12 protein-coding genes are annotated in these 13,221 nt (G+C 61.3%); 5 read left to right on the top strand and 7 right to left on the bottom strand.

Features of this window, described 5'->3' with window-relative positions; translation table 11 throughout:
- Positions 1-194 precede the first annotated feature (194 nt).
- Both AB4O16_RS06540 and AB4O16_RS06535 read left to right on the top strand, forming a co-directional pair.
- A complete protein-coding gene (locus AB4O16_RS06540) occupies positions 195-1,520 on the top strand; it encodes an MFS transporter (RefSeq protein ID WP_460157340.1) in 1,326 nt (441 codons plus the stop codon).
- Between the two features lie 62 nt (positions 1,521-1,582).
- The gene (locus AB4O16_RS06535) at positions 1,583-2,980 is read left to right on the top strand and encodes an FAD-dependent oxidoreductase (RefSeq protein WP_460157339.1); all 1,398 of its coding nucleotides are present in this window, start codon (positions 1,583-1,585) and stop codon (positions 2,978-2,980) included.
- 3 nt (positions 2,981-2,983) lie between these two features.
- On the opposite strand, the gene AB4O16_RS06530 is transcribed toward AB4O16_RS06535, so the two are convergent.
- The gene (locus AB4O16_RS06530) at positions 2,984-4,396 is read right to left on the bottom strand and encodes a type VI secretion system Vgr family protein (RefSeq protein WP_460157338.1); all 1,413 of its coding nucleotides are present in this window, start codon (positions 4,394-4,396) and stop codon (positions 2,984-2,986) included.
- A gap of 225 nt (positions 4,397-4,621) precedes the next feature.
- On the opposite strand from AB4O16_RS06530, the gene AB4O16_RS06525 reads away from it, so the two are divergent.
- A complete protein-coding gene (locus tag AB4O16_RS06525) occupies positions 4,622-5,329 on the top strand; it encodes a YebC/PmpR family DNA-binding transcriptional regulator (protein ID WP_160389212.1) in 708 nt (235 codons plus the stop codon).
- 132 nt (positions 5,330-5,461) lie between these two features.
- On the opposite strand, the gene AB4O16_RS06520 is transcribed toward AB4O16_RS06525, so the two are convergent.
- From AB4O16_RS06520 to AB4O16_RS06505, 4 genes are all read right to left on the bottom strand, one after another.
- Positions 5,462-6,775, bottom strand: coding sequence for a leucine-rich repeat-containing protein kinase family protein (locus AB4O16_RS06520; RefSeq protein ID WP_460157337.1), 1,314 nt, complete (start codon positions 6,773-6,775; stop codon positions 5,462-5,464).
- 81 nt (positions 6,776-6,856) lie between these two features.
- Positions 6,857-7,981 (bottom strand): cell division protein ZapE, encoded by a 1,125-nt coding sequence (gene zapE / locus AB4O16_RS06515; protein WP_460157336.1) that lies wholly within the window; start codon positions 7,979-7,981, stop codon positions 6,857-6,859.
- 88 nt (positions 7,982-8,069) lie between these two features.
- Positions 8,070-8,822: an anti-sigma factor family protein gene (locus AB4O16_RS06510; RefSeq protein ID WP_460157335.1), complete on the bottom strand. Its 753-nt coding sequence runs from the start codon at positions 8,820-8,822 to the stop codon at positions 8,070-8,072.
- Positions 8,819-9,325, bottom strand: coding sequence for a sigma-70 family RNA polymerase sigma factor (locus AB4O16_RS06505; protein WP_253559815.1), 507 nt, complete (start codon positions 9,323-9,325; stop codon positions 8,819-8,821). Before AB4O16_RS06505 ends, AB4O16_RS06510 begins: the two co-directional genes overlap by 4 nt.
- A 158-nt stretch (positions 9,326-9,483) precedes the next feature.
- On the opposite strand from AB4O16_RS06505, the gene AB4O16_RS06500 reads away from it, so the two are divergent.
- Together AB4O16_RS06500 and AB4O16_RS06495 are read left to right on the top strand one after the other, a co-directional pair.
- Complete coding sequence (locus AB4O16_RS06500; protein WP_460157334.1) at positions 9,484-10,569, top strand: catalase family peroxidase; 1,086 nt, start codon at positions 9,484-9,486, stop codon at positions 10,567-10,569.
- Positions 10,566-11,111 (top strand): cytochrome b, encoded by a 546-nt coding sequence (locus tag AB4O16_RS06495; RefSeq protein WP_460157333.1) that lies wholly within the window; start codon positions 10,566-10,568, stop codon positions 11,109-11,111. Before AB4O16_RS06500 ends, AB4O16_RS06495 begins: the two co-directional genes overlap by 4 nt.
- Positions 11,112-11,171: 60 nt before the next feature.
- Here AB4O16_RS06495 and AB4O16_RS06490 read toward each other — a convergent pair whose 3' ends face one another.
- On the bottom strand, positions 11,172-12,323 hold the full coding sequence (locus tag AB4O16_RS06490) for a M14 family metallopeptidase (protein WP_160389219.1): 1,152 nt from the start codon (positions 12,321-12,323) through the stop codon (positions 11,172-11,174).
- A gap of 484 nt (positions 12,324-12,807) precedes the next feature.
- The gene (locus tag AB4O16_RS06485) at positions 12,808-13,149 is read right to left on the bottom strand and encodes a DUF6124 family protein (protein ID WP_160389220.1); all 342 of its coding nucleotides are present in this window, start codon (positions 13,147-13,149) and stop codon (positions 12,808-12,810) included.
- Positions 13,150-13,221 lie beyond the last annotated feature (72 nt).

Raw genomic sequence — 13,221 nt, 5'->3', positions numbered from 1 at the left:
TTTATCAACCTCAGCCCCGTTGACTGTTCAGTCGAACAGCAGCGGGTGCCATGAGCCTGGGCGTGCAATCACAGGACTCATCTGACCGGTATCCGCCGTAGCGACAGGCCGATATCGCAGTGCTCAACAATAAAAAAACAGGCGTTTTCTTGCAAATTCTGCCGGCACACTCACACCCTGAGGTCAGAACTACAATGAACAAGCACATCGGCACCATCAAGCGTTGGCGCGTGCAGATCTTCGCGATCACCTGGCTCGCCTACGCCGCTTTCTACTTCACCCGCAAAGCGTTCTCGGTGGCCAAGCTCGGCATCGCCGAAGACCCGACCTTCATGCTCGACAAAATGGCCATGGCCAACCTCGACGCCATCTACCTGACGGCTTACGCCGTCGGCCAATTCACCTGGGGCATTCTTGCCGACCGCTTTGGTCCACGGGTCGTGGTGCTGGGCGGATTGCTGATTTCCGCTGGCGCGGCGCTGGTGATGGGCAACTTTGCAACCTTGCCGATTTTCGCTACCTGCATGCTGATCCAGGGCCTGGCGCAGTCCACCGGATGGTCGGGCTTGTGCAAGAACCTCGGCAGCTTCTTTCCCTCCGAGCAGCGCGGGCGGGTATTGGGCCTGTGGAGTTCCTGCTATGCCTTTGGTGGTCTGGTAGCCTCGCCGTTTGCCGGCTGGTGGGCGTACACGCTCATCGGTAGCTGGCATGCGGCGTTTGTTTCCAGTGCGGCGGTGGTTGGGCTGGTCGCCGTGCTGTTTTTTATTTTCCAACGCAACAAACCGGAAGACGTCGGCTTGCCGGCGGTGGAGCCGGAACCTGAGCTGACCGCCGAACAAGCGGAAGCCCAAAGCAAAATCAGCATGTGGGAGCCGTTGAAGGAAATCCTGCGCAACCGCACCGTGCTGGTGTTGGGGCTGGCGTACTTCATGCTGAAGCCGGCGCGCTACGCGATTCTGCTGTGGGGGCCGGTGATCGTCTTCGAACAGATGCCTTCGGTGGGCAAGGTCGGTGCGGCGATCATTCCGACCGCGTTTGAACTGGCCGGTTTGCTCGGCCCGATCCTGATCGGCCTGGCCTCGGACAAACTGTTCGGCGCCCGGCGCATGCCGGCTTGTGTGATCAGCCTGTTGGCGCTGACCGTGTCCCTGGCGTTTTTCATGGGCGCCCTGCATACCGGCAGCGTACTGCTGGTGGTGGCGCTGCTGTTCGTCATGGGTCTGACCCTCTATGGACCGGACTCGATGATCAGCGGCGCGGCCGCCATCGACTTCGGCACGGCCAAGGCCGGCGCCACGGCAGCCGGTTTCGTCAACGGCTGCGGCTCGGTCGGGGCGATCCTCGGCGGGTTGCTGCCGGGCTACTTCGACACCGTTACCGTGTTCATCGTCTTCGCCGGCTGCGCGATGTTCTCGGCGCTGGTGCTGATCCCGCACTGGAACAGCCGCCCCGGTGGCCTGAAAACCAACTACCCCTTCGTGCCCAACCGGGCGATGAACATCAAACCCCTGCGTACCTGAATCCTGTCCCTCGTCGCCTGCTGCGTCTGCGGCAGGCTGGCGTGTGGGCCACTGACTGGAGATTGACCATGAGACCCTTTTGGCTGGACCAGGCCTTGAAGGCTGATACATCACCAACCTGTCCGCCACTTGCAGGCGACAGCCGCGCCGACGTGTGCATTGTCGGCGGCGGGTATACCGGCTTGTGGACCGCGATCATGCTCAAGGAACAGAACCCCGAGCTGGACGTGTTGCTCATCGAAGCGGATATCTGCGGCGCCGGGGCCAGTGGGCGCAATGGGGGTTGTGCGTTGTCGTGGTCGGCCAAGTATTTCACCCTTGAGCGTTTGTTCGGCGTCGAGGAGGCCGTGCGCCTGGTCACGGAGTCCGAGCGCAGCATCCATGCCATCGGCGCGTTCTGCGAAAAATACGCGGTGGACGCCGATTACCGCCTCGACGGTACGCTCTACACCGCCACCAACCGTGCGCAGTGCGGCTCGACCGATGCGGTCATCGCTGCACTGGAGCGCAACGGCATCAACTCGTTCACTCAGCGGCCGGTGGCCGATGTGCAGCGTATGGCCGGCTCCGTTAAACACCTGGAGGGCTGGTTTTCCCCGGCCGCTGCCAGCGTGCAACCGGGCAAGCTGGTGCGCGGTCTGCGCCGGGTCGCCCTGCAACTGGGTGTGAGGATTCATGAAAACACCGCGATGACCGGGCTGGAAGAGGGCAAGCCGGTGGGCATACAGACCCCCAACGGCACCGTTCGCGCCGACCGCGTGGTGCTGGCGATGAATGCCTGGATGGCCCGGGCGTTCCCGCAGTTCGAACGCAGCGTGGCGATCGTTTCCAGCGACATGCTGATCACCGAGCCGCGCCCGGACCTGCTCGATGAAATCGGCTTGACCAGCGGCGTCACGGTGCTCGATTCGCGGATTTTCGTGCACTACTACCACAACACCCCGGACGGCCGGATCATGCTCGGCAAGGGCGGCAATACCTTTGCCTATGGCGGACGCATGCTGCCGGTGTTCGATCAGCCTTCGCCTTATGCCGGCTTGTTGAAGAACAGCCTGGCGGATTTCTTCCCGGCGTTTGCCGACGTCAAGGTCGAAGCAACCTGGAATGGCCCGTCGGACCGTTCGGTGACCGGGCTGCCGTTCTTCGGGCAGATGAGCGCCAGTGGCAACGTGTTCTACGGTTTTGGCTACTCCGGCAGCGGTGTCGGGCCTTGCCACATGGGCGGGCAGATCCTGGCGTCGATGGTCCAGGGTTTGGACAACCCCTGGACCCGTTCGCCGCTGATCAACGGCCCGCTGGGGTTTTTCCCGCCGGAACCGATTCGCTACCTCGGCTCGCTGATGGTGCGCAACGCCATCCGCCGCAAGGAACGCGCAGAGGATCACGGGCACCGGCCGCGGCATCTGGATGTGCGTCTGGCAAAGTTCGCCGCAGCGGCCGGCAAGGCTGACAAGGGCTGAGTGTCAGGGCGCAAGGTCCGAGCGGGTGAGCAACCAGTCGAACAGCAGGCGGGTATCGCCACGGGGTTCGCGGGGGCGAGGTCGGTGAGGTTTTGGCCGGGGGCCCAGCGCGGTACAGAGCACCGGGCGATCCGGATCACTGTCGAGGAAAATCACCAAGACCTCGCTGCCGGCCACGGGCAGGCGCGACGGATCGATCCAGTCCTCGGCGGTGCTCAGCGCCAGCGGCAGCCAAAGCCCGGTGGACGCCTCTGCGGTTGATAGTGTGTCGGGCCAGAGGCTCACCTGCACCTTGCCATTCTCATCCACTACCGCCGGTTTCCCGACCGGGCCGCACACCCGGCCCGGCTGATACCCGGGAATACTCGGCCTGGGTTGTTCGAGTGCGGGCCTGAACACCGTCGACCAAGGGATGGCGCTGAATTGATTGCGGTAACCGGGGGGCATGTCGGGTGTGTCATCGAGCAGAATGGATGAGTGACGGCCCTGATGGCGGATATCGGTCACCAGCCACTGATCATTGAAATTCGCCAGCGGATGTTCGGCCACCTGCACGATCCGGCCGCTGCGCAATGCGCCCTGGTTGCTTTGGCCGTGGATCTGCAGGTGTCGGCAGCGCAGGCGTTCCAGCTGCCGACGGCCGAGCTGATCGCGATGTTGTTGTTCGCGAGCGGGAGCCTGTCTCGTGGTGGCGAACGAGTGATTGGCTGCGCCGTCGCCGGTGTCCATTGCACCCGGATCCCTCGCACCCGGGCGCAGAGGAGGGAGCGAAGCGTCATGGCGCTGGAACAGTTCGCTGATCACGGGTTGCTGATGTCTGTCACTGCGCAGCGGCATGAGCAGCGGCTCCTGGGGGAAACTCAGGCTGTCATCGGCCAGCACCAGGACATGGCCGTCGCGTTGATGCTCGAAGTGGTAGTGGATGCCTTCTTCCTCGCACAATCGTTGCAGCAATGCCAGGTCGGTTTCTTCGTACTGTATGCAAAAAGGTCGCAGGGGATAGTGCCCGGTTGCCAGTTCAAAACGATAACTGCTGGCGGGCAACCCGTGTTCCTCGAGCAATTGGCGCAGGATCATGGGCACGCTGGCGCGTTGGAAAACCCGTCGGCAGCGTTGCTGCTCCAGCGCCTGGACACGTGGCACCAGTACCAGCTTGTAAGCGACCCGGTGCCCGCTTCGATGTTCACAGCCGGCGCTGTCGAGCACGCCATGAATGCCCTGGTCGTGGCCAAAGTCGAGGAACGCCGGCTGGTGCAGCAATCGTTCAAGGTTCAGGGCCGGTGCCAGCCCGATGACCTCGATGTCGAAGCGATAGGGCTGGTTGAGTGCTTCGTGACCGCTGAACCGGACCACCTGGAAACTCAGGTCGTCCTCGAGAAGCGTCAGGGTGGTGGGACTTTCCTTGTCGTTGTGCATCGAACACGCTACTGCCGTGGAATAGGCTGCAAAGCGTACGAAACCCCGGCGCATTGCGGGCAGGCTAAAGCGGCATTTCAGAATCGCCCTACAACCGCTGGTGAAGATGTCGATGCGAGTCGGGATTTTTTGGTCGATTGCCAACTTTATGCCGTATAAACTTGCGCAAAGCGTCGGCCAATCATTGTCCCGACGCCACAGTTGGCACAGATAAGAGAGTGAGAAATGGGCGCACAGTGGAAGGTTAAACACAAAGAAGCGGCATCCAATGCCAAGGGCAAGATCTTCGGCAAACTGGTGAAAGAAATCACCATTGCTGCGCGCAACGGCGCCGATACCGCCACCAACGCACACCTGCGTCTGGTAGTCGAACAGGCCAAGAAAGCTTCGATGCCCAAGGAAACCCTGGATCGCGCCATCAAGAAAGGCGCGGGCCTGCTGGGCGAGACCGTGCAATACCATCGCGTGACGTATGAAGGGTTTGCACCGCATCAGGTGCCGTTGATCGTTGAATGCGTGACCGACAACATCAATCGTACCGTCGCTGAAATCCGCGTTGCATTCCGCAAGGGCCAGTTGGGCGCTTCCGGTTCGGTGGCCTGGGACTTCAACCACGTCGGCATGATCGAAGCGTCGCCGGACACCCCGGACGCCGATCCGGAAATGGCCGCCATCGAAGCCGGTGCACAGGATTTCGAACCGGGTGAAGAGGAGGGGACGACCCTGTTCCTGACCGAGCCGACCGACCTCGACGCGGTACAGAAAGCCCTGCCGGAACAAGGTTTCACCGTGCTGTCGGCCAAACTGGGCTACCAGCCGAAAAACCCGGTCAGCGGCCTGAGCGATGAGCAGATGGCGGAAGTCGAAGCGTTCCTCGAAGGCCTCGATAACCACGACGACGTGCAGGACATGTTTGTCGGGTTAGCGGGTTGATCTGATTCGCCAGCGACACCGTCATCGCGAGCAAGCTCGCTCCCACATTGGATCGCGCCCGTCCGGGCAACTCGGTCAACTGTGGGAGCGAGCTTGCTCCGGGCGGCGATCCGACGATTGACCGCGCAGCGGTCACCCACCATTCAATTCCTGAACGATCTCATCAAAACCAGGCCGCCCCAGCACCTGCGGCTGACAGCAACGCCGCTCCAGATCCTCCAGCGCCCCACGCAGCTCCTCGCTCAACCCCGAATCAACCCGCGCCAGCAATTCCCCCAACAACACCCCGAACGCCCGCACCTCGATCCGCTGCAAGGCACGACTTTCAAGGCTGTCGGAAATCCCGTGGAACGACGCCGCGCCAAAATCTCCCAACAAGCAATCACCCTGCTCATTCCACAGAATATTGTGTCCATAGAGGTCGCCGTGGGTGATGCCATGGCCATGCAGGTGTTCGGCCACCGAGGCAATGCCCGAGGCAATGCGCAGTGCCACGGCGGCACTGAAACGCAAGTCGTCGGGGTAGATGTCACGGCTGCACGACACCAGGCTCGGCAGGCCGGCGAGGTTGCGAAAGCTCGGCGGGATCAACTGCATGACCAGTCCGGCCGTTTGCTGCGGGTGATCGACAATCCGCCCTTCAACGCGAATCAGGTTCGGGTGCAGACCGGCGGTGATGCAGGCGTTCATCTCGTGCAGCGGTGAGCCGTCGCTGGTCATTTCGCCCTTGTAGAGCTTCACCGCAACGGCCATGGGCGGCTGGTCATCCGGTTGCCAGACGGCCTGATGAATCACCCCGGACGCGCCTTCGCCGAGTTTTTTCTCCAGGTGCAATGCCGACCAGTCAATGCGCGGTGTGGCATCGAGGGCGGCGGCATCGGCTTCGGTTTCCAGTGGGTTACCGGCGTAGGCCAGCCAGGTCAGGCTCGGCAGCGTCAGCAGCCATTGTGGCAAGTCGGTGAATTGGTTGGCGGCGATGCGGATCAGTTCCAGCCGATGACAATTGCCCATCGACTCCGGCAACGCCCGCAGGCGGTTACCGGCAAGCATGAGTTTTTGCAGGTATGGGCGCTCTCCCAACTCGCTCGGCAGCGTCTCGACGCAATTGTCGGTCAGGATCAGCCAGCGCAGCAGGGGTGGGAGTGCCGCTGCGGGCACGTGGGCGATGCGGTTGGCCTTGAAGCCGATCATCGTCAGCGCGGCGCATTGGCCCAGGCAGGCCGGCAACTCGGTGAAGCGGTTATCGGAACAGAACAGCACGCGCAAACGCGTCAGGCGATGCAGGTCCTCGGGCAGGGCGCTCAAGGCATTGCCGCTGAGGTTGAGCACTTGCAGAGAGTCCGCCAGATCGAAGATCTCCCGGGGGAACTCGGTCAGGCCGTCGACCAGATCCAGCCGCGTGATGCCTGACAACTCGCCGGCACGCAATTGAGCAAGGGTGTGCATGAATGGATTCGCTTTTGATCGAGGAACAGGCACGTGGCCGAGGAAATGCGCGACATGATAGCGGCAACGGCGGCCGATCCGTCAGGTCGGTTCGCTGACTTCGACCAGTTGCCCCAGTCGACTGCGGGTGCGCGCCAGATCAATGGCATCGCCACCCAGGCTGTCGCGCAATGAGTGCTGTCCGAGCAAGGTCAGGTGCTTGTCCTGGTCGTACAGCACGTCGATGAGATTGATGAAGCGTTGTTGGGCGGCAATCGAGCAATCGCCCAGCAGTGGCAGTTCATCGATGATCCAGCGGTCGAACTGGCGGCACAGCTCCAGATAATCCATCACCGCCGTGGGCTGATCGCACAATTGGGTGAAGGTAAAACCGATGCCGCGCCCTTCGCAAAAATGCGCTCGCAAATGCCGGGTGCCCACCGGCAACGAAACAGGCGTGGCATTGCGCCCGGGCAGGTTCAGCAATTGTCGTTGCGCCACGTTCGCCGGCCAAACGTAGTGACCTTGAGTGAACAACTGATGCGCATGGGTTCGGGCCTGGCTGCGGTAGTCGTGGGGCCCGCCGACTTCCATCACCTGCATGCGCGCATGGATCAGGTCGATCACCGGTTTGAAGCGTGCGTGGTACAGCGGATTGGGCAGCAGGCCTTCGGGCGGGTAATTGGAGGTCACCAGCAACAGGATGCCGCGCTGGAACAGTGCCTTGAACAACCGGGTGATGAGCATCGCATCGCCGATGTCGTGCACATGGAACTCATCGAAACACAGCACCCGACAATCGTTGAGCAGCTCATCGAGAGTGCTCGCCAGGGCGTCGGCCTGTTCGCGGTGCTCGAACATGCCCTGGTGCAGCCGGGCGAAAAACTCATGGAAGTGCAGGCGCTGTTTTTGCGCGATGGGAATGGCCCGGAAGAAGCCGTCGAGCAGCCAGCTCTTGCCGCGCCCCACGGCACCGTGCAGGTAAAGGCCCGGAAGGGTTTTCGTCGAAGTGCCGATCAGCATGCAGGCATGCCGGGCCATGCAGTCGATCACGCGTTGCTGGCTGTGACTGAGGGTGTAGCCTCGGGAATGGGCCTGGTGACGAAAGTAATCGTGGATGACCTGGCCTGCCTCGGCGCTGCCGGCCGCTGGTGCCTTGCCGAGAAGGCGACGCAGCGTTTGCCAGCGCGATTTGATGCGCGAACGGTTGGGCGGTCGAAAGGCCACTGAAATATCACCTCTGGTGTGCGGGCAGGCTCCCCGAGCTACGGCGCCATAGTGTAACCAGAGCAGGGAATGTGCTTCCAGCAGTGTCTCAGAACTGCACGGTCTGCCTGAGCATCTGTGCCGCCGCTGTGTCCGCCGGGCTGACCATCGCATAGTTGTAGCCACTTCCCGACCAGTACTCGGCCTGCAACTCGCCATCGCTGCGACTGCCCCTCGGCAGCATGTAGTTTTTCGGCCCAGGCGGACGCACGTAGAAACTGACTTTCTGCCCGCTCTGGCTCTCGTAGACCACCATTGCCGCCGCGCCTTGCTCGGTGCTCAGCAGGCGCCCGCTGGCCGGCTTGAACCCGGCACTCGAAAGGTCGGGCAGGCGATTGGCCTGGGTGAAGTAGCGGTCGAGCCAACCCTGTATGTCGCCGTCGTCGCCGACCTTGTAATCCGCCGGCAGCAGGCCTTGCTGGGCAATCAGGCGATAGGCTTGCAGGGCATCGGTCATTGGCAGCTGGGGGCTGGCCAGGGTCATTTCCCGCGCTTGCCAACCGCTGAACCCGCCGACACTGACCGCAATCAACAGCACCGCCGCGCTGGCCAGATGCCGACGCGACTGACGTTTCAGGCGCTGGCGAATCACGGCCGGATCGAGTTCCGGGTTGGCCGGTTCCTGCAAGGCACCCCCGAGGGCTGCACGCAGTTGCTGGGCGTCCAGTTGCCAGGCGCGCACCTGTGTGGAAATTTCCGGGTTGCTTGCCAGAAAAGTCTCGACCATGCGTCGGTCGGCGTCGCTCAGTTGGTGGTCGACGTAGGCGTGCAGGTCACGCTCGCCGGGGGGCATGCTGATCATTTGAGTCTCCGCAGGGAAGGGCGGTTGATTTCGCCGTCGCTGAGTTGGCGCAGGGCCTGGCGAGCCCGGGACAGGCGGGACATCACGGTGCCGGTGGGTACGTCGAGAATCTCGGCGACCTCTTTGTAGCTCAAGCCTTCCACCGACACCCAGAGCAGCAGTGCACGTTGTTCGGTGGGCAGTTGATCGAAGGCGTTGAGGGTCGATTGTGCAATGACTGTACGCTCCACCGACGGCTGGGCATCGTCGCGTCCGGTGAAGAATTCGAGCATGCGCGCGTAGCGCCGGGAGCGCCGGTGCGCATCGAGAAACTGCCGATAGAGAATCGAGAACAGCCAGGCGCGCAAATCGCCCTCGGTGCGTTTGCTGCCCCAACTCGACAGCGCGCGCTCCAGGCAGGCTTGCACCAGGTCGTCAGCGCTGCTGGTGTTGCGCGTCAAGGACACGGCAAAGCGCCGCAATCGCGGAATGATTTCTCTCAGTTGTTCGTCGATATCGTTCATCAAATTCTGACTAGTCACTACGCTTTGGACTAGGAAGACGCCCGGAACTCGAGGTTATTCCACGTCAGAAAAAATAAACACCGCGTGTGGGAATAAACCTGCTTGCGGTTCGTCTGCTTGATTCTTCTCACTTGTGGCCGATGGCCCTGGAGCCTTTCATGGTAGATCGATCATCACCGCCAATCCGGCCGCCCCTGAGCGCAGCCAGCCTGACGTTGCGGCTGGCTGGCATTGCCGTGGTCGTTGCCGCCGTGGCCGGGGCGTTTGCCTACGTCAACGGCACTTTCGACCCACAACGCCTGACCCCGAAGAAGCTGATCAATGTGCTGGAAACCAACAACGGCGTGCATCCGGGGTTCCGTCGCAACCATTCCAAAGGCGTGTGTGTGATCGGGCATTTCGAGAGCAGCGGCGAGGCGCGCAGCTATTCCACCGCTCAAGTGTTCAACGACGCGCAGACGCCGGTGGTCGGACGATTCGCCTTGCCGGCCGGCAACCCTTACGCGCCGGACAGCGCCGTGCCGATCCGCAGCATGGCGTTGCGTTTCAACCAGGCCAACGGCCAGCAGTGGCGCACGGGGATGAACAGCATGCCGGTGTTCCCGGTGGGCACGCCCGAGGCGTTCTATCAATTGCAAAAAGCCCAGTCGCCAGACCCGGCCACGGGCAAGCCGGACCCCAAGGCGGTTCCGGCGTTCTTTGGTTCACACCCGGAAGCCGCACCGTTCCTGGCCTGGATCAAAACGGCCAAGCCTTCGGCCAGCTACGCCACCGAAAACTACAACAGCGTCAATGCGTTCTACCTGGTCAACGCGGCCGGCCAACGCCAGGCAGTGCGCTGGAACATGGTGCCGATGGCCCAGGACGCACCAGGGGCCACGGCACCGGAAGGTAGTGATTTCCTGGAGAAAGACTTGGTTCAGCGAATCGCCGCAGGCCCCTTGCGCTGGCAGTTGAACATCACCCTGGCCAACCCCGGCGACCCGGTCAACGACGCCAGCAAGGCCTGGCCCGAAGGGCGCAAAGTGTTGAATGCCGGCACGCTGGTGCTTGAGAAGACCCAGCCGCAACTCAACGGCGAATGCCGTGACATCAACTACGATCCGCTGGTGTTGCCTGCCGGGATCGAAGGTTCCGACGACCCGTTGCTCGCCGCTCGTTCAGCCGGTTACGCCACTTCCTACCTGCGTCGTACCAGCGAAGTCAGCCAGTTGCCCGCCGCCAAACAGGAGACCCGGCAATGAGTACCCAACCGAACCACTTCGCCCCGCTGGCGCGCCTGCTGCATTGGCTGATGGCGTTGATGATCATCGCCATGCTGTTTATCGGCGCCGGCATGGTTGCCTCGGTGTCCGAGCGACATGAATGGCTGATTCATTTGCACAAACCCTTGGGCATCGCGATTTTGCTGCTGGTGATCGTGCGGCTGGTGGTGCGATTTTCCACCACGCAGCCACCGCTGCCAGCGGATCTGCCAGGTTGGCAGGTGCTGGCCGCCAAGGCATCGCATGTGCTGCTGTACGCTCTGATGCTGGTCTTGCCGCTGCTGGGCTGGGCGATGATTTCTGCGTCTGGCGAACCGGTCATGCTCAGCAGTTCGTTGCAACTGCCGTCGATTGTGCCGGCGAATGCGCAGGTGTTTGCGTTTTTGCGCAAGGCGCATGGGTATCTGGCGTATCTGCTGTTCCTGACCGTGTTGCTGCATTTGGCGGCGGCGTTGTTTCACGGCTGGATTCGGCGTGATGAGGTGCTGGACAGCATGTTGCGGGGCAAGGATCGAGGCTGAAGAGCGTTCGTGATGAGGGCGCTGGCTCCCTCATCACTGATGGTCAACTGGCGGGAGGAATCAGCGCAAGGTATCGACCATATCGGCAAGCGTGGTCAACACATCCTTGCCCAGCTGTTTCGAACGCTTGCCCGACCAGCCGGTTTCCGCGTTCGGGTGGTCGTCGTGATCCTTGAACGGCATTTCCAGGGTCAGCGACAGGCAGTCAAACTTCTGCCCCACGCTGTTGCAGGCCAGCGTCATGTTGGCCTGGCCCGGTAAATCGCGGACATAGCCGTGTTTGGTCTGGAAGTCTTTGGTGGTGTGCTTCAGATGGTTGCGGAAGTGCTCCTCGAGTTTTTCGATCCGCGGTGTGTAGCCGGGGTTGCCTTCGCAACCGGCGGTGAAGACGTGAGGGATTTCCTCGTCACCATGGACGTCGAGGAACATGTCGACGCCGTACTTTTCCATTTGCTGCTGAACGAACAGGACTTCCGGGCTGATTTCCTGGCTGGCGCTCTGCCAGGCGCGATTGAGGTCCTGGCCCATGGCGTTGGTGCGCAGGTGGCCGTGGAAAGCACCGTCCGGGTTCATGTTCGGCACCAGGTACAGGTCGGCGCTGGCCAGCAGTTTATTGAGTACCGGGTCGTCGTGTTTTTCCAGGCGTTCGATCACGCCTTCCATGAACCACTCGGCCATGTGCTCGCCCGGATGTTGCTGGGCAATCATCCACACCTTGCGGCGGCCCTCGGCTCCGGTGCCTTTGCGTAACAACTGGATGTCACGGCCTTCGACGCTCTTGCCGGTGGCCAACAGTTCGGTGCCGGCCTTGCTCAGCGCCTGCTCGATCAGCCAGTCGTGACGGCCACGGCTGTAGGGCTCGAAGTAGGCGAACCAGGCGTGGGTCTGTTCGGCTTCGAGGCTGAAGCGCAGGCAGTCGCCTTCGAAAATGGTCGGTACGCGGAACCAGTTGACGTGATCGTAGGACGCCACCGCCTGATAACCGGTCCAGGCCTTGTTATAGGAGGACTGGCTGGCATTGTTCAGGCGAAACCAGTGATCCTGGCCGACATGCAGGCCGCTGGCCTTGAAGTGGAACCACTGGAAATGGTTGCTTTTGGTGTCCGGGCGGATGGCCAGAAGCGGTTTGAGCGGATCGCTGATGTCGATGACTTGGATGTTGCCGCTGTCGAAGTTGGCACTGATATCGAAAGAGGATTTGGCCACGGTCATAATCGATTCCTGAATATGATTTTTATGGCGGCTACTTTACACGCAGGGAAGGGTGAAACCGAGGGAAATTGCGGGGTGTAGCGGTGGGGGCGTCCTCCTTGACGCTGTCGCAGCTTAGAGATTGTGCGATTGATTCTCAAGTGCTATTTGTCAGTGGTTTCAACCAATGATGCCGGGCTTCTCTTGCCAATCGGTATTCTTTTGATATCATCCGCGCCATCGAATTTGCGACACCCAAAGACTTCATTAGCCTGAAGCCAAAAGCCAGAAAACTGGCAAAAAAAGACCCGGCAAAAAGCCGGGTCAAAAACCGTGATTAGCCTGATGAGGAGATAGTCCAGGAGACCGACCTAAGGTCACCTGGTCCATCGACTGATCTCGCGACCAGCTGATGCAATAATAATCATTCTCGTTTGCAAGTCAAACGTTTTTACCTGCGCGATAGGAAAATTCTTTCCTGTCCTCTCGATTCGCCTTTTCCACTTCAAGCGTTTTCATACTTCTCCAGCGATCGATCGACCATCGCCCTGGCCATGTCGATCATGTGCACCGTCGAAAACGCCAGGTCACGGTTGGCGCCTTGCAGGTGATTGGCCGACTCGTACGCGGTGGCGGCCGCACAGCGCAACAGATCCAGCGCATGGACCAACGCCTCTTCGCCGCCGATATTGCGGTTCACATCAAAAAAACGCGGCTCGTCCATTTCCTCTGAAACAGTTGGTTTCAAGTAGTAGTCCAGCGCGCGCTGTGCCGCAGCGGAGCCCTGGGGCGAGGTGAGGGTGGTATCGATTTGTATGTTCGGCAGGTCATTGGCGGGTGGGTTCATGGTGATGGCAAGCTCCGTGTCAGATTCAGATCCGTGAATTGATCCTAATACGAATTGTATTTGTGACGACAA

The sequence above is a fragment of the Pseudomonas sp. S2_H10 genome, assembly GCF_054668285.1.
The sequence above is the reverse complement of the archived record's forward strand: the minus strand, read 5'-3'. Positions and strand labels throughout refer to the sequence as shown.